At 38.0% G+C, this 17,417-nt stretch carries 15 protein-coding genes and 1 pseudogene; 12 read left to right on the top strand and 4 right to left on the bottom strand.

The window, feature by feature from the left end; genetic code table 11:
* Positions 1 to 385 precede the first annotated feature (385 nt).
* Positions 386 to 1,300 (top strand): catechol 2,3-dioxygenase, encoded by a 915-nt coding sequence (locus NSU19_RS16040; protein WP_339197336.1) that lies wholly within the window; start codon positions 386 to 388, stop codon positions 1,298 to 1,300.
* A 53-nt stretch (positions 1,301 to 1,353) separates the two neighbouring features.
* On the opposite strand, the gene NSU19_RS16035 is transcribed toward NSU19_RS16040, so the two are convergent.
* Positions 1,354 to 2,931 (bottom strand): NADPH-dependent assimilatory sulfite reductase hemoprotein subunit, encoded by a 1,578-nt coding sequence (locus NSU19_RS16035; protein WP_339197333.1) that lies wholly within the window; start codon positions 2,929 to 2,931, stop codon positions 1,354 to 1,356.
* Between the two features lie 1,216 nt (positions 2,932 to 4,147).
* Here NSU19_RS16035 and NSU19_RS16030 point away from each other — a divergent pair.
* The gene (locus NSU19_RS16030; protein WP_339197330.1) at positions 4,148 to 5,200 is read left to right on the top strand and encodes a 2,3-butanediol dehydrogenase; all 1,053 of its coding nucleotides are present in this window, start codon (positions 4,148 to 4,150) and stop codon (positions 5,198 to 5,200) included.
* 242 nt (positions 5,201 to 5,442) lie between these two features.
* Here NSU19_RS16030 and NSU19_RS16025 read toward each other — a convergent pair.
* Together NSU19_RS16025 and NSU19_RS16020 are read right to left on the bottom strand one after the other, a co-directional pair.
* Positions 5,443 to 6,277, bottom strand: a pseudogene (locus tag NSU19_RS16025) (class II aldolase/adducin family protein); the annotation flags it as partial.
* Positions 6,278 to 7,147: 870 nt separating this feature from the next.
* Complete coding sequence (locus tag NSU19_RS16020) at positions 7,148 to 7,630, bottom strand: hypothetical protein (protein ID WP_339197327.1); 483 nt, start codon at positions 7,628 to 7,630, stop codon at positions 7,148 to 7,150.
* A 677-nt stretch (positions 7,631 to 8,307) separates the two neighbouring features.
* On the opposite strand from NSU19_RS16020, the gene NSU19_RS16015 reads away from it, so the two are divergent.
* The 10 genes from NSU19_RS16015 (at position 8,308) to NSU19_RS15970 (ending at position 16,863) form a co-directional block, all read left to right on the top strand.
* Positions 8,308 to 8,982, top strand: a complete 675-nt coding sequence (locus NSU19_RS16015) for a YegS/Rv2252/BmrU family lipid kinase (RefSeq protein ID WP_327856733.1) — start codon at positions 8,308 to 8,310, stop codon at positions 8,980 to 8,982.
* The gene (locus NSU19_RS16010; protein ID WP_327856734.1) at positions 8,886 to 9,191 is read left to right on the top strand and encodes a hypothetical protein; all 306 of its coding nucleotides are present in this window, start codon (positions 8,886 to 8,888) and stop codon (positions 9,189 to 9,191) included. Before NSU19_RS16015 ends, NSU19_RS16010 begins: the two co-directional genes overlap by 97 nt.
* Positions 9,192 to 10,183: 992 nt before the next feature.
* Positions 10,184 to 10,702 (top strand): general stress protein, encoded by a 519-nt coding sequence (locus tag NSU19_RS16005; protein ID WP_339197325.1) that lies wholly within the window; start codon positions 10,184 to 10,186, stop codon positions 10,700 to 10,702.
* A gap of 30 nt (positions 10,703 to 10,732) precedes the next feature.
* Positions 10,733 to 11,563 (top strand): DUF1835 domain-containing protein, encoded by an 831-nt coding sequence (locus tag NSU19_RS16000; protein ID WP_066247358.1) that lies wholly within the window; start codon positions 10,733 to 10,735, stop codon positions 11,561 to 11,563.
* Between the two features lie 14 nt (positions 11,564 to 11,577).
* Complete coding sequence (locus NSU19_RS15995) at positions 11,578 to 11,904, top strand: YnfA family protein (RefSeq protein ID WP_044895977.1); 327 nt, start codon at positions 11,578 to 11,580, stop codon at positions 11,902 to 11,904.
* Between the two features lie 534 nt (positions 11,905 to 12,438).
* Positions 12,439 to 14,154 carry a M56 family metallopeptidase gene (locus tag NSU19_RS15990; protein WP_339197322.1) on the top strand — a complete coding sequence of 572 codons (1,716 nt, stop codon included), beginning with the start codon at positions 12,439 to 12,441 and terminating at the stop codon, positions 14,152 to 14,154.
* Positions 14,155 to 14,614: 460 nt separating this feature from the next.
* Positions 14,615 to 15,970, top strand: a complete 1,356-nt coding sequence (locus tag NSU19_RS15985; protein ID WP_066247353.1) for an aromatic acid/H+ symport family MFS transporter — start codon at positions 14,615 to 14,617, stop codon at positions 15,968 to 15,970.
* A 108-nt stretch (positions 15,971 to 16,078) separates the two neighbouring features.
* Positions 16,079 to 16,534 carry a DUF3237 domain-containing protein gene (locus tag NSU19_RS15980; protein ID WP_339193297.1) on the top strand — a complete coding sequence of 152 codons (456 nt, stop codon included), beginning with the start codon at positions 16,079 to 16,081 and terminating at the stop codon, positions 16,532 to 16,534.
* A 38-nt stretch (positions 16,535 to 16,572) separates the two neighbouring features.
* Positions 16,573 to 16,758, top strand: coding sequence for a hypothetical protein (locus NSU19_RS15975; RefSeq protein ID WP_339193296.1), 186 nt, complete (start codon positions 16,573 to 16,575; stop codon positions 16,756 to 16,758).
* A 12-nt stretch (positions 16,759 to 16,770) separates the two neighbouring features.
* Entirely contained in the window at positions 16,771 to 16,863 is a 93-nt protein-coding gene (locus tag NSU19_RS15970; protein ID WP_339195824.1) for a DinB family protein, read from the top strand.
* 31 nt (positions 16,864 to 16,894) lie between these two features.
* On the opposite strand, the gene NSU19_RS15965 is transcribed toward NSU19_RS15970, so the two are convergent.
* Positions 16,895 to 17,383 (bottom strand): DUF1648 domain-containing protein, encoded by a 489-nt coding sequence (locus NSU19_RS15965; protein ID WP_339197319.1) that lies wholly within the window; start codon positions 17,381 to 17,383, stop codon positions 16,895 to 16,897.
* Positions 17,384 to 17,417 lie beyond the last annotated feature (34 nt).

Genomic DNA, 17,417 nt, shown 5'->3' with positions numbered 1-17,417 from the left:
AAATACTTTTAAATTATTTTTCTACCCCACTTTATACAAATTCAAAATTTCCAAACATTCAGTAGTATATCACACTATTATAAAAAATTCCGATATTTTCATATATTTTACAAATTTAAACTTCGATTATATTTTTCGTTTTTATTAATTTCGATTAGGAACTGAAAGCAGCAGGGATTTATCAAACATATCATCAATGATTTCGTTCTTACCATATAAGTATATGTTTTTCAGTATTTCTCGAAGCTCCTCATGAAAATTTAGTACATTATTGCGAAAATGGCAAAGAATTTAAAGGTAAAACAGCACAATTATTTGTATAATCAGAAAATAAAAATTGTTAAAATTATTCCATAAATTAAATCAAATATAAGGAGTGGTTGAAATGGCTATTATGCGGGTTGGCAAGGCTGAAATAAGAGTCATGGACCTTGAAGAATCAGTCAAGTATTACACAAATGTAATTGGTCTTGAAGAGATGAGAAGAAGTGAAGGGAGAGTTTATTTAAAGGCGTGGGATGAATTCGATCATCATAGCCTTATTCTTCAGGAGGCTGACTCTCATGGCCTTGACCACATTGCTTTTAAAGTAGAAAACGAAGAAGATTTAGCCAAGTACGAAAAGAAGATTGAACAATTTGGGTGTACATTAAAACGGGTTTCAAAAGGAACAAGAATTGCGGAAGGAGAAGCAATTCGTTTTGAACTTCCAACAGGCCACCAAGTTGAATTGTATCATAAAATCGAGCGTGTCGGTACGAAAACAGGAGATTGGAATCCTCACCCATGGCCGGATGGACTGCGGGGAATTGCGCCGCATCGTCTCGATCACCTAGCATTAACAGGAGATGATATAGACACTGTAACGAGATTTTTCACTGAAGTCCTGGATATGTTCGTTAGTGAAAAAATTACAACAGTAGATGGAGAACAAATGGTGGGGAGCTTTATTTATGCTAGAAATGGAAAACCGCATGATGTTGCCTTTATTAAAGGACCGGACAAGAAGATGCACCATGTCGCGTTCTATGTTGACAATTGGTATGATGTGCTAAAGGCAGCAGATATTTTATCAAAAAATAATGTCCAATTCGATGTTACACCGACACGCCATGGCATTACGCGAGGACAAACAACTTATTTCTTTGATCCTTCAGGCAATCGCAATGAAGCTTTTGCGAGCGGTTACATTACTTATCCTGATTTTCCAACTATAACATGGACTGAAGACAAAATCGGTCAAGGAATTTTTTATCACAGAAGAGAGTTGACGGAGTCATTCGCCAAGGCATTGACGTAAGAAAAAGCAAAACTGATCATAAGCGAGGATAAAAACATGCCGATTATTCAAATTCAATTGTTTGGAAGTCTTACAGTAGAACAAAAAGAGGCGTTAATAAAAGAAACATCGGACGCAGCAGCCCATGCCTTAAATGTGCCATTGCCGATAAAAGCGATGTTGGCGTTGTACGGGCGCGCACAGCCGTTTGAGCACCCAGTCATGCGGACGGTGATGGTCTCGTCCGAGAGGCCAAGCTCATGAAACAGCTGCTCAAACTGTGGCAACAGATCGGGCAGAGCCCGCTCCGACTCGGCCAGCGCAAGTCCGCAGGTCGGCAGGGCTACACATGCCATTGTATTTTTTCGGACTGTTGATAGCTCATGTGGAAGCGGCACTCCCGCAGAGCGCAATCGCTCTTCAATCGCCGGTCGAAATTCGTCTGGAATGCCGCTCAGGATCACATTTTGCTGCGTGGTGAGGCGAACGGTCGGACGAAATTCGCGCACAATGTTTTGAAGTGCCGATTTCAATTTCATGGTTTCAGTATCTTTAATACGACCATATGGAACGAACAGGCCAAGGTAGCTTATCCCGTCACGCTCACGGTGCCAGCCGAGATGGTCGTGCCCGTTGTACCATTCCAGCTTTCTCGGTGGCTCTAAAGTACGCCCAAGCCTTGTCTCAACCTCTTGCCGGAACCAATCCAGTCCTCGCCGGTCGATTAAATATTTCATGCGGGCAAAACGGCGGTTTGAGCGATCTCCGAAGTCCCGTTCGATGGTCACAATGGCTACGCAAGTATCAAGGATTGTGTCTACGACATCCTTCCTGGGCACATAGCAAAGCGGACTCGCCAGCCTCGGATAAGTTGTCTGAACGACCGCCGTTCGTCCCATACCGCCGCCTACCAGCACAGTATAGCCAGCAACGTGTCCGTTCTCGATATGTGCCACAAGTCCGATGTCATTGTCGTACACATCGATGCAGTTATCTCCTTCCGGTACCATCGCAACCTTGAACTTGCGCGGGAGGTATACATCACCGTACAGCGGCTCCTCAGTCTCTCCATCAGAAAGCTGAACCGGTTCGCCGTCAAGCCAGATTTCGTGATACGCATTTGTCTTAGGACTCAGCCGATCAGTCAGTGCAAGCAGATCTTCCCGCATCTCGGCGCGGAACGGCTCATCGCCCGGCTTTGCGCAACAGATGATGTTCCGCCCCGAATCGCCGCAGGCGCCAAGTGTTGTGATTAGTGATTCGTTCAGCCTTTTTATGGTAGCCTTCAAGTTCCCTTTCAGTATGCCGTGAAGCTGGATGGTTTGACGCGTCGTAATGCGCAGCGTCCCGTATTCCGAATATTCATCGGCTAAGCGATCGAACACCAAATATTGATCCGGATTCAACACCCCGCCTGGTATTCGGGCACGCACCATCATCGAGTAATGCTTCTCTTTGCCTTCTTTCAAAAGCTTGTGCCGCAAATCCCGGTCGTCCTGCTGGTAAACACCGTGAAACTTCAATACCTGTACATTTTCTTCCGAAAACATCGGTTTGCCATCTTGAAGAGCTTCCTTGATTGTCCCCCGTAAATAGCGGCTTTGTCGCTTAATCACTTCGATTTTTGATTCTTTTTTGTTTTGAGTAGACAAATACAATCACTCCTCCCTGAATTCTGATTTGTTTACTATGATATAAAGAAAAAGACGAAAACACACCATCCAAAAGGACGTCAATTTGACCCATCCACTACAAAACTTGTTATATTTTTCAGCCGATCTATATAGTGAGCTGTTAGGAGCAGTCATCAAGAAAGGAGGCGTCTCCATACGGAAATGTGTGCGGATCAGATTCAGGATTTGTGAAATCTGCGTTTGCAGGATCAGGGAAAAAATCGTTCTAGAGGATACAGATTTAATTAACACGCAAAAAAGTAAACGAATGGAATTTCTTTTTTTGCTGTAAAAGTCAGGATAAACATGGTTCTTACGTTCTTTTGGTGAAAAATCGAGGTCATTGATAACACAGAGATAAAAATACTTATTTGTACACTCATTTTCTCCATTAACCTCCTTCCCATCACCAAGATTGAGTAAGAACCATAAACATGTACATTGTTGACTGTTTAAGAGTGTACATGTTTTTTTCTCTTTAAGTGATTTTGATATGTACAATATTAATCAAGGTCGCGCATGTTAAAATCTTGTCCAATCACTTTTGTGCATTCTTAAACTAGCATTTCATTTCTGCCGATTCACCCCGCACCTTTAAATGTAATGAAGGGGGGAATCAGTTTTTTTTATCATGATATTCTTGAAATACCTTCCTATATTGTAATAAAATGAAAATAGATTCATAGAACTTTAGTTCTATCAGGAGGTGGGATGCGAAAAAACTTAGGACTTTTGTATATATGGTCAGGGAAATGAGAATTTCCTTTTTCAACCGGCATGATCCGGTAAGGAAGGGAATTTGCAAACCCTAAAACCTGTGAAAAATGTGCTTGCCCTCATAACAGTGTGTGCATGCTGCAGACAGCTGGCAGAAAACTATATGATTGATCAAATAGTCACTAAATTCAGGTAAAGAGGCATTTGGCAAATAGAACATTTGAAAGAAGAGGGCTGATTTTTATAATAAGATATTTTTGACATTTAAGGCTTAAGCTGACCTCATGATCATGGTAATTGCCGCATGACAAATATGCTCCTGTTCCATGAAGCTTGTACATATCATAGTTTGAAAAAGAGCCAATCACAAAATAAGCAATTTCTTTTATAAAATAATTTCGAATTTTTTCGATATGATAAAAATAGGACTAAAAAATGATACAATGAAAGCGATTATAAAATTGGGAGGGGAAATGAAATGAAAGCAGCAAGATGGCACAACGCTAGAGACATTCGAGTAGAGGAAGTAGAAGAACCGAAAGCAGGGAAAGGAAAAGTAAAAATTAAAGTAGAATGGGCAGGAATTTGCGGAAGCGATTTACACGAATATGCGGCAGGTCCAATTTTTGTTCCTGTTCAAGAGCCTCATCCTGTCAGTAAAGATGTGGCGCCAATTATCATGGGCCACGAATTTTCTGGTCAAGTAGTTGAAGTTGGAGAAGGCGTTACGAAAGTAAAGGTTGGGGATCCTGTCGTTGTAGAACCTATTCTTCGCTGTGGAGAATGCCCAGCTTGTAAAAAAGGTAAGTACAATCTTTGCGAATCTTTAGGATTCCACGGTTTATCCGGTGGCGGCGGCGGATTCTCTGAGTATACTGTCGTTGATGAGCATATGGTGCATAAAATGCCTGAAGGTCTTTCTTATGAACAAGGAGCATTGGTGGAGCCTGCGGCTGTAGCCTTGCATGCTGTTAGATTAAGCAAAATCAAACCTGGCGATAAAGCCGCTGTGTTTGGAACAGGTCCTATAGGTCTTCTTGTGATTGAAGCATTAAAAGCAGCTGGCGCTGCAGAAATTTATGTAGTAGAAGTTTCCAAAGAACGTTTGCAAAAAGCGAAAGAACTCGGTGCTACATCTGTCATCAATCCAATAGAGGAAGATCCGGTTCAAAAGCTTCGTGAACTGACCGATGGCGGAGTCGACGTTGCGTTTGAAGTAACGGGAATACCGGCTGTTTTACAACAAGCTATTGACAGCACTGCATTTGAAGGAGAAACAGTCATCGTTAGCATATGGGAAAAAGAAGCGGGCATTCAGCCAAATAATATCGTATTAAAAGAAAGAAACGTAAAAGGAATTATTGCATACCGCGATATCTTCCCTGCTGTAATGGAATTAATGAAACGAGGCTACTTCCAAGCAGAAAAACTCGTTACGAAACGAATTAAGCTAGATGATATTGTAGCAGAAGGATTTGAAACGCTGATAAAAGAAAAAGACCAAGTGAAAATTTTGGTAAAACCAGAATAAACATTTAAGCAGAGTAGGGAGAAAACGGTGCGGACAAGCTGATGCTTCAATAGATGGATGCAATGTGAAAAACGCGGTGCACCGTTTGGCGAGCAGGGAGAAAGTTGCAGGGGATTTGCCGATGCTTAAAAATACATACAAACCAAATAAGTAAGGTTAAATCCCCTCTCTCTATCCAAATTTTTTTCGGGAGCCTTAATCATTCAATAAAAATTCCGTTGGTTCAAAAACATGTAAATACGTTAAGACATCGGTACTTGGGGGATAATTTTGCCTTCGATACGTTCAAAGATGTCATCTTTAGTCCATGGTTTTTAAGACCAATAATAGCTTTAGAAGGCTCTTTTGAAATTCGGACAAGTTCAGCCACCGTTTTTGCAAGTTCAATTGTTCCACAAGGATAGTTAATCTCTGTAGCCTTTATGCCGTCCATCCAAGCATGAACATGTACAATCGCTCCTACCTCCGGGTGTTCTTTATAAATCATCCAGTGCTCAATAGCGTCGACAGATGCCCTTTTTGGTGTTATATTCGGGGGAACGCTTACTTTCATGGCATTTTTATCAGGATCATATCCACTTATTAAGAGAAAATCTTCACCGACTGTTTTCATATCTGCTTTGTTAATTCCGCTTGCACTCATCCAAAAGCTTTCACTGTCCCGTCTGGCACTGAGGTTTCCATAGCTTAGTCCTCCTAATCCGTAAAGTTTTTTTAAATGGCGAAGACCACGAGGTGTAAGATATTCTTCCGATGGAAATGGAGCGGGAAGTAAATTCATGCGATCAAGCTTTTTTCCGTATTCGCTTAATGATCTCGTAATCTCATCTCCGTTCCACATCTCTTCCGGAAGATCATCATAAAAATTATTGTCAATGACTAACTGCGAAGCTGCGAGCGGTTCCAATCTTTCAAAAATTTGTTTAAAAAATGTTTCTTCTTCTCCTTTTCTATACTCCAATTTATAAAAACCTTGTTCAGGTGTAAGAAAATAAATATCTGTTGTTTCATTATCGTTATCTAAGATATACATAAATGATTTGCTAAAGACCTGATTAAATACGGATAGGCTGATTTCCTGAAGGTAAAAGATGTAAAAACGGGGAAGTGTCAATCCGAAAAAAAGGGGTAGCTTTTTCGGGTTAAAAACAGGAGCGCCTGTTCTTCCGGTTGCGATTATTTGTCTAGATGCGAAAAAGTGGATTCGAAAGCCAGTAAAAAAAGTTGTTGTTGGGCCAATGATGTATTTAGATGAACTTGAAAGTTCCATTTATACTGCATTTGCTGAGGCTGTTATGAAACTTATGATGGTGTTGCAGCAATCAAAAAAGGTTAGTCTCCCATAGCTAGAACTGATTTAGCAGGAAGAAATCAAAAATTTCCTCGAAATCTAACAGGAGGAACGGCATAGAAGCTACCATCGAAACTCAGCGAATGTGTTTGTAAATGGCTACATTTAACCATATTATTATATTAAAAAAGGGGAAAAGGGATTCTTCCTTTCCAAACAGGAGACTGCCCTATCTATCTTGCATTACACACAAAATTCTTGACGGTACCGTAAAGGACGTAAACGACATTTAGTTAGCAAATATTGATGATAACGATAACATCAAAATTTTTTTGTACTAAATAAAAATAGAATGCCAAGCCAATATTAGTGCAAAAACCACTCTCCGATCAGTACTTGAAGCAAATCCGTACTCTATTTCCACCGCTTAATCCTGTTAAGCGTAAATCCAAACAAAAGGCGGCAGATCAGAATAAAAATTGTTGCTTTGGAACAAGCCGCAAAACTTAACGGATGGATAAATGGAAATTATATGTGGTAGCAGGAAATTAAATTAAGGGGTGGACAATATTATCGCTTCAATATAAGAGGAACAAATTTTCAAGCAAAAAACGGGCAACTCTATAACGAAGCTGCCGACCACATAAATGTATTAATTAAGAAAACGGAAATGAAAAACGGCGAATCCTTGAAAACGGGAATCGGAATCTCCTAAATCTCCGAAAACGAAATGGGGAATGCCCAAACCCTCCAAATCCACCAAAAGGGCCTCCAAATCCACCAAAAGGACCTCCGAATCCACCGAAAGGAGATCCGAATCCACCAAAAGGACCTCCGAACCCACCAAAGCCAAATTGTCTTTCTTCTTCGTTATCTTCTTCTCGTTGGTCGCCAATAGGTACTAATAAATAGGCATGATCATTATCGGCTTTATCAATAATGCCATCATACATTTTTCCATCGTCCATTTCCAGCAAGACGTAATAATGCTTATGTCTTTTGCAAAAATCATGCTTGCTCACATGGTGATCATAATGATCCCGATCATGCATATTTTCTTCATACGGCTCCTGAGGATTCGCATATGGAACTTGATGATCTAGGTTATAAGTATAGTTCGAGTTATAATCATATTGCATATTGATTTCTCCTTTCCTGAAATTCGATTATATTGTATTCACCTAATTTTTCTTTGCTACAAAAAATAACATTTGATTGGATATGTCAAGCAATCATCCCTTTTGCAACATAATACAACTCCTTCAATCTATGTCTCATTCATTTTTTCTGCAAAGATAGTAAAGAAGTTTTTTCTTTTGTCTTTTGTTACTCATCAAAAAATTTTTTAAAGGATTGCCAGTAAACTGAGGAAAAAACAAAGATCAATTCCTTGTATTTCAAGTGATAGCCGACGGTCATTGGGGATTTTTCCCATTGACAGCATAAATGGAGTTGTGTGAATAGATTCCTGTAAATAGGAGAAAATTGTAATAAAATAGATAGAGAATTTACAAAAAACTTGGCAAGACAGTGCATGGGAACATCTTTCATTTGAATGTGCAAACGAGATGAATGTATCAACGGATTGGTAACCAAGCAGGAAAGTGGTTGAACCGCTTAATCGGCAAACAAGCAGTTGTTGCTTTCTAATCCATCTAGAAAACTTCCGACAACCTTCTTCTGTACAAGAAGCTTCATCGAGAAACACCCACCTCTAAACGAAGTAAATGTGGAGATGATAAAACCATGCCAAATAAAACGGTTTTGGCATAATATATAAAACTTTCATATCTTTAATAAAGGAAAGATCTTTAGTATGTATTATTTTATCGTCAATAAAATCTCAGGAAACGGAAAAGGATTAAAAGTTTGGAAAAAGACTGAAAAGTTGCTGCAAGAAAAACAGATAAATTATCAAGTGCGCTTTACCAATCGTCCAAAACATGCAGCAGAAATTGCTAAGGAGTTGTCTTCTGAAAAATGTTATGCTGTTGTAGCCGTAGGAGGAGATGGTACAATCCATGATGTTGCTAACGGGTTAATCAATTCGAATATACCTTTGGGTGTTATTCCTGCAGGATCGGGAAACGATTTTGCAAGGGCTCTTGATATACCAAAGGACTATAAAAAGGCTTTAAAACGTATTTTAATGGGAAAACAAAGAAAAATTGATATTGGAAGAATTGGCAACGAATACTTCATTACTGTAATGGGGATCGGTTTTGACGGTAAAGTCGCCGAGATAAACAATGGCTCGAAATATAAAAATTGGCTGAATTTTATTAGATTAGGTAATCTTTCATATGGACTTAGCTTCTTGCATGTTTTATTAAAATATCGTCCTGTCAGCATTCAATTAATGGTTGATGGGGAGAAACTAGTTTTTTGTAATGTATGGTTAATTGCAATTGCCAATATCTCAAACTATGCGGAGGTATTAAAATATGTCCAAATGCTTGTTATAATGATGGACTATTTGACATTTGTATAGTACACGGCATGAATAAATGGGAGCTGTTGCGCACTTTTCCAAAGGCGTTTAAAGGCAAACATATACTACATCCTGGTGTAACCATGATAACAGGAAAACAAGTGGAAGTTATCTCCGAATTACCTGTTATTGTGCAAGGAGATGGCGAGATTCTCACTAAAACTCCGATGAGTGTGACGATTCAAAGAGGTGGGTTGCTTATCATTTAAATAGTGGCCGGTCATTGTAAAGATTAATGATCTTAGTGAGAACACGAATTAGGTATTTCTGTTTAGGAAGTCATTCATCATAATTAGTATAAAATGGAAAAACAATTTAATACACATGCATTCCAAGTCTTTTCTTGTTAACTTATAAGGGATGTAAATGTCTCTCAATAAAAAGATTTTCTTAAGATAGCTTTATTATCAATTTGAAAATTGGGGAATTATAAAATCGTTATTGGACTTTAAATGCAAAAGTTATTTACTGAATGTTTGTAAATATAATAAATTTTAATCTTTTCAACGTTGCAGATATATTAGTTTTAGGCCAAAAAAAACAGTCAGGAAATTAAAATCTTTGGAAGATGTGGCGAGTTTCTGATATTTTTCGTACAAGTTTGTATTTTTTCTCAGAGTTCATGAGCGTTTGTACATTTGATTTCGCTAACGAACTGTTTGATGATTACAGCTTACTCATAACGCATTTTTTATGGATTTTAGTCTATTACTATATTAATCTGTGTCTCTTTTTTAATCTAACTTTATTTAGAACGAGAATATGTTCGTGGATCCAAAATAATGTTTTGCTCACTTCTCATTGTAAAATTGTTGCAATTTAAATTATTTGCCAATAAATAGTTTGAAGAGAAGGCTCTTGATCGTTCAATCAAAAAATAGGAGAAAGTAAAAAAATGATAAAACATTTTCATGGAAAAGGGCAATGAATCAATTCAGAATTTTAACCCATTTTTTATTAAAAAATAAAGTACCTTAGTCAATTTTTAAACACTGCGATTCAAGTTGTGTCCTAGATGTTGGCAATGGAAAATTAGGATTGTTCGGTGCGAAAAGCACATAAAGTTTCTCCGTTAAATATCAATGAATACAGCATCTAGTGAAACAAAACAAGAGCTGAGACGTATGAAAATGGTGCTATACCGTATTTACATCCTTAACGATTAATCAGCCATCCGAGACGAAGGAACTAGGTGATGCACTTGAGGGGAAAATTGGAGAAGAGATTTTTCTATTTATATACTGGGGAGGCAATGGCAGCAGTCATTTTTTTCATCATTAGTTTCATTTGGAATAAAGTCTTTGCCCATTTGCATTTATATTCGCTGTACTCTTTTTGGATTTCGTTTTTTCTGTTAGAGTTTCTCTTATTTCAGGGTAGTGTGTATTGGTTTGCAAAATGGAAGCGATTAAAAAAAGAAAATACTGCCATAACTCCTGCTTATATCGTTCAGCGATTAAAAAATATAAAGAAATGGAATACGCTGTTTATCATCATTTCGCCTTTCATGTTTTTGGTCGATCTAGTCAGATGGTATCCGTCGGTACCTGCAACAGGATTGTACATAGCGGGATTTGTTTATGTTTTTGCCATACTTGAGTATATAAACTATTTTCATATTCAGCTTTCATATGACAATTTTTCTGATATGAAGTACCTCTTAAAGTCGAAAAAGCTGAAAAAATCGTGTTTACGTAAAGACTTTGAAAGATTAGGATAAAGTAATAAGATAGCGGAAGGAAGATTATAAATGATACATATTCTGCTTGGCGCTTCACCTTCGGGGAGTTTAAAAATGGTCTTAAGGGATTTAGATGTGGAGAAAAAAGAGCGCGTCATTTCTTTTTGGGAAACATTCTCGGTAGGTCCGATCTGGAGACTGCATGAAGACATTGGAAAAGAAGCGAGATTTCATTGGATAAAAAATAATTTGACGGATGCATACAATGAGTTTCATGAGTATGAACAAAACTTTCAAAAAACAGTCAATGAAATAACAGCGATTCCAGAAGGATCACCTATTATGATATGGATTTCTGACAACGCTCATGAACAGACCGGATTGCGATTTGTTTTATATCTATTGAAGAATAAAAATAATGACATCTTCCTCATCAACACGACAAAGGTATATGGCGAGCTTTTTAAGAAACGAAAAGAAAAATATACTGTTTTGGATACAGGTGAAATTCCTCCTGAAAAGCTTCGATTCATATATGAACAAAGTAAAAATGAACCGCCTCTTTCCCAGCATGAAAGAGAGAATTTTGAAAAGGAATGGCTCGCTCTTGCAAATACTCGCGAAGTATTGCGAATTTGGCAAAACGGAACGATACACAGCGTTTCGGAAGATTATTATGATCTTTTCATAATAAACAGAGCGAAAAAGCTGCATAATGAAATGAAGACGAAGGATTTTATAAAATCAGTTAGATTAATCGGTGAAGTACTGGGGCATCTAGACCAATATGTAGGAGATGAATTCTTGGAATATCGGCTAAGAAAGCTGATTGAAAAGAGAGCTTTTGAAATGGAAGGCAGTCTGGAAGCTATGGCCTTCTATAGTGTTAAATTGCGATAGGAAAGTGGTGAAATATGATTTACGCCATTATTTTATTTATTCTTGCTGGTTTAGCTGAAATTGGCGGAGGGTACTTAGTCTGGCTATGGATACGTGAAGGAAAACACTACTTGTACGGAGTTATTGGTAGTATGATCTTGGTTCTATATGGGCTGATCCCTACTTTGCAAAACTTTCCTACATTCGGTAGAGTATATGCCGCTTATGGCGGCGTGTTTATTATTCTTTCTGTTTTGTGGGGATGGTGGGTTGATAAAAAAACTCCTGATATTTACGATTGGATCGGAGCAGGCATTTGTTTAATTGGAGTTTCAATCATGCTTTGGGGTCCAAGACATTAGACTGTCCATTCTGATAGGGATTTTTAATAGAATAGCTGCAATTAAATAATGTGCGAGTGAGTAAGCTTTCTCGGAACATATCGAGCATGAGCAAGACAAATTCCGTATAGGGAGTATGGCATCCTAATTAATTGACAGTTTTAGCGTTATGCTGAATGACTTTTTTCCGGTGATGCCGATAATGTGCGATTTTTTAATAAAGGCTTCAGCTTGCCGTTACACTTCAGAGATATTACAGGCTCTGAATAATGGCAACAAGCGTGGCGGAAGGTGCAATCAAAATGATTTTTTTGTTTTATTTGAATAACAGATCGCTCCCATTCCCGACCAATCCAACGAGTCTTTAAAAAATGGACGAAAATCTCCTTAATGTCAAGCTATTGCAATTTTTTTAGTATATAAAAAGATTGCTGGCGTTCTTAGGAAGCCCCTGCTGTTGAATTGGTGAAGCGAGGAATTCAATTTTTTAGAAACTTTTATAGAAAAAAAACGTTAATACATATGTAAGGAATATAAAAAAAACGGGGTGTGCTCATGATCTGGGCGTTGGTATTGATTATGCTTGGAGGAGTGTTAGCTGGTTTTTTGCATGTTTGGTTGAAAAAGCGGATATCCTTTTTTCCGTTATTGGTGATAGAAATCGTACTGTTATCTGTTCTTGCAGTCTATTTATTTATAGCATATGAATTAGGTTTTACAATTAGAGCGATGTCTAGCTTTGGATACTCTTTTCTTATGTGTTTAATCACGTTTTCCCATGAATCGGGTTACGAAAAAATAAAAAATGAAGCAAACAGAGTGGAAATTGAAAAGATTGAACTCAATAAACATTCGAGTCGGGTTTGGGTTGATGCGGCATTTGCGATGACATTCATTGGTCTATCTGTCTTATATTTTGTTTTCAATTCATACGATTCTGTTTGGTCTCTCATTTTGTTATATACGAATGTTGTAATGATTTGTCAATTGTTAAAAAAAGCTGTTCTTTATCGAAACCTTGAAGTGTATTTCAGCAAAGAAACAAATTGTATTTACATATTATCGAACATCACAGCGAAACGATATCCGCTTTCAGAACTTTCGGAAGCAAAGCTCGAGTCAAATGTTGATGTACTTAAATTATTCCCATTATTTACGATGTTTTCAACAAATGAAGATTTCACGACAAGTATGGGAAAAACATTAAAGCTAGTATTTTCAGGCGAAACTGTCTATTTTAATGCTAAAAACACTTCTTGGCTTACGACCATTGAAAGCCGGGAAGAAAAGGAACTACCGTCGGAAATTGCACAAGTTGAAGTGCTTCCATTTTATCATAAAAAAAATATAAAAAGACTTCTCGGCAAAATGTACTTTGCCATTTCCGTCAAAGGAGTCGGCGCCTACACGACATTGACTGTTATCTTATCACTGCTAAAGGTTCCTATTTGGGCGATCACGATTGCGGTCATTGTTTTGTGGATATTTAATCTTTACATTTCTGATCGATTATTAAAAATTGCATTAGACGTGAAAGAGATAGATGATCCAAATGTTTTAGCTGTTGCAGACAAAGTGCTAAGTCGGGCTGGAATTTCTGATGTGAAAGTTTTTCAAACAGAGGCGAATGAATTAAACGGTTTTGCAACTGGGGCAAACATCGGTCGATCAATGATCGTATTAACGTCGGAAACGTTAAAGCTTCCGTTGGAAGCAATCGAAGCGGTTTTTGCTCATGAAGCTGTGCATGTAAAAAAACGGGATGTCATGATCGGTCAAATTATACGTATACTTGCGCTTTTAGTAATTGTTTTATTTATTTATTGGTTATACCATTCTCTTATACTAAGAAATGAGTCTCTTCTTTTTTACATTGTTTTTGTTCTTATTTTATTCTTTCCTCTTATCCAGTCTCTTCTTTTGCAATGGATGGAAGTGCGGGCAGATCATTTAGGGGCTATATGGCTTGACAACGGAAATGATCAAATGGCAGACGGTTTAACTGCTTTAGCTGTAAAACAAGATGAGTTGACATACAAAGCAGAACGCTACAATTTAAGTAATGAAGAACAAAATTCATCGATTGAGCGGGATTCATGGTTTTTCAGATTTCTAGAATTTCAATTTATGATCCACCCGCCAATGTATTGGCGTATTCAATCTTTAAAGGAAACTGGAACGGAATGGAACATGAAAAAAATACGAAAGTGGTGGAAAGAGCGTTTTTACGAATCGCTTCCTGATAAAAAGAATAAAATGGAAAGCATGTGAATCATTTTTATCGTTTGAAATGCTTATTAAAAATTAAACGATAGAAACATAACCCCCATACGAGAAAATGTGACGAATTTTCATATTGAGTCGGCATTTTGAGTGCCGGCTTTTTGTATTTTATGGGTATCCGTTGATCATAATCTTTTTGTCTTTACCTTTTCCCAATGCCGGGAAAATCGTAATGGAAGACGAAAACCAATTTGGCCCGCTAGCAGTCAGAGTGAAAAATAGAAGAGTATTTGTCAATCTTCTTTTCTGCAGATTTGACCACATAATTTAGGAAAATGAATGTGTTTTTTTCTACAATAAGTAGATAACAATTATGATAATGAGATGCTACAATCAACTTAAAGATAATTCAAAATATTAAGTAAAAGAGAGGTGTTTCAGATAAATTGCAAACGCTTACTTAAAATGTAAAATACAAAAAATTTTTGATGAGGAGGTCTATAATAATATGAAACGGATTAACCCAATGAACGTAATTGACAACAGCCGCATTCATTCATTCCATATTTGGCTGATTTTCTGGTTATTTATCGTTATTATGTTTGACGGATTTGATGTTGTCATTTACGGTGCTTCTGTCCCGCTGCTTATTAAGGAATGGGGAATTTCGGATGTCACTGCCGGGGCTATTGGCAGCTATACAGTTGTCGGAACAGCAATCGGTGCTGTTTTGTTTGGATTGTTATCGGATAAAATAGGGCGAAAAAATATTATTTTGTTGACTACGTTCTTGTTTAGCTTTTTCACGCTGCTCGCAGGTTTTGCAGCAAATCCTGTCTTATTTACGATCTTTCGTGTCATTGCAGGTGTTGGTCTGGGCGGAGTTATGCCTAATGTCGTTGCAATAGCAACTGAATATTCACCGCGACGGGTTCGCACAGCAATTGTTTCATTCATTTTTTGCGGTTATTCTGCAGGAGCTATTCTGGCAGCGCTTACAAGCAGGCAGCTCCTTCCTACAGTTGGATGGGAGTCAGTATATTGGGTAGGCGGAATTCCCTTATTGTTCATTCCTTTCTTGTTGAAAAGTGTTCCAGAATCCATCGACTTTCTTTTGGAAAAAGGAAAGGAAGAAGAAGCTAAAAAAATTCTTGCCAAAATTGAGCCGGGAATTAGCAGCGATGGGGAATTTGAAAAAAAGGAAAAAGTGAAAGAAGCGGGATCGCCTATTGTCAGTTTGTTTGAGGAAAAACGTGCATTCAGCACCGTTATGTTCTGGATTTCCTGCTTTAGCGCATTTGTATTAATTTATTCCATGAATACATGGCTGCCGCGCCTTATGATGGAAGTTGGCTATGATTTAAGCTCAAGCCTTGCATTTACTGCTGTCATGCAAATTGGAGCGATTGTCGGAACAGTTGTTTTCGGCCCTATAGTTGACCGGCTAGGCTTTAAAAAAGTGCTTGTTCCATTGTTTTTCTGTGGAGCCATTGCACTATCTTTAATCGGTTTTGCCAACAGTACATTCATCGCTTTTGCCCTGATTTCTGTTATTGGTGCAGCATCCGTCGGGGTTCAAAATATGGCGAACGCATTCGTTTCTCAATATTATCCTACTAATATGCGTTCAACAGCTGTAGGAAGTACAATGGCATTTGGCCGTTTAGGCGGAATAGTTGCCCCTACATTTGTCGGGATTTTACTTTCATTAAATTTACAGCCGCAATATAATTTTGCAGCTATTGCCAGTGCAGCAGTGCTTGGCGGTTTAGCAGTATTGTTCATTCAAGAGCAGCATTCAGTCTATTACAAAGAGAAAAAACAATCTGAGATAATCAATGAAGATGTAGCCGTTGAAAAATAATTTTTGTAAAGTCCCGAGGAGATATTTTCTTCGGGATTTGAAATTATTCTTAGCGGTAAAGCGATTTGTAAAAAATAAAGTCGCTCAACTTTGGAAGGGGAAAGAAAAATGCCAATAAAAATAGAGCATCTGTTAACTGCCAGCATAAAGGTAGAAGAGCCGATTATTATTGGTGATGTTGGATTAGGGATAAGGAGGGTTATTCCGATTATTGGTGGAAGATTTGAAGGCCCTAACATAAAGGGAAGAGTACTTTCCGGAGGAGCCGATTACCAATTAATACGAAAAGATGGGCTGACGGAACTGTTAGCCCATTATACAATTGAAACAGACGACGGAGTGCCTATTTATGTAGTTAATAAAGGATATAGGCACGGACCGAAAGAAATTATGAATAAGTTGATTTGCGGCGAGGAAGTTCCACAAGACTCGTATTATTTTAAAACATCTCCCGTTTTTGAAGTAGGTAATAAAAAGTATGATTTCCTTAACAAGATGATATTTGTAGGAGAAGGAATTAGAAAACCGTCCGAAGTACAAGTAGCATTTTATCAAATTCTTTAATTCATATGTTATCGGCCTTTTATCGATTTGCAAAAACAGTGAAAACCGGAAATCTGGATGTATTTGGCGAAAAATTGAAAGAGATGGAAAAAGACTTAAAAAAACTAGCAGAAATGTATACTGAAAGAACAAAAAGCCTGCTAGAATCCGTGACGAATGAGGATCTAGATCGCCAAGTCGATCTTTCCAAAATTTTTGGAGCGAAAATGTCTGGATCGCAATGATTGCAAACTGCGATGGATCATGAAATCCACCATAAAGGACAGCTGTTCGTCTATGTGCGGGAAATGGGGAATACGGCCCTTCTACGTTATGTGATGCGCGGTTGATGAAATGAACCAGATGATCATCGAACTGATGTCATCTGGTTTCTTTCAGAACTTTGTTTGTGCGGAAGGCAAAATAAATCGATGTCCCTAGTATGACAATTAAGAAAATATAAAGCGGGTAGACTCCAAGTCCATCTGCTTTTCCGAGTGCGACTTGAGCGGTTCGCCAGACCCCGAATAAAAAGAAATAAACTATTTCTGCTTGCAATAAACGGATGAAAATCCTTCCTTGATTATAAAGAAGCTTTTTTTGTTCTTTTGTAGCATTGTACTGATAATAAAATGCGTCGGGAATGCGGGACAATAATGTTGTCAAGACAAATATTCCTAGTCCTGTAAAAGGCAGAACAAGAATGAAGCCTTTTCCGCCGAATCCATCCGGTTCGCCTTTGAAATTGAAATGCCGTGGTATAGTATCCGGCAAATGCTCCCAAATGAAAATGACGTAAATGAACATTGCTGAAAGCCCAATAATTGAAAGTGTCAAAAGAACATTTTCAATTTTCTTTTTTTTCTCCACAGAGAAAACCTCCGTTTTCCATTATCGATGTTTT

Origin of the sequence: Aeribacillus sp. FSL k6-2211, from assembly GCF_037966125.1 — a bacterium.
GTDB classification, from domain to species: Bacteria; Bacillota; Bacilli; order Bacillales; family Aeribacillaceae; genus Aeribacillus; species Aeribacillus composti.
Note: the sequence above shows the minus strand (reverse complement) of the source record. Positions and strands in the feature narration are given on the sequence as shown.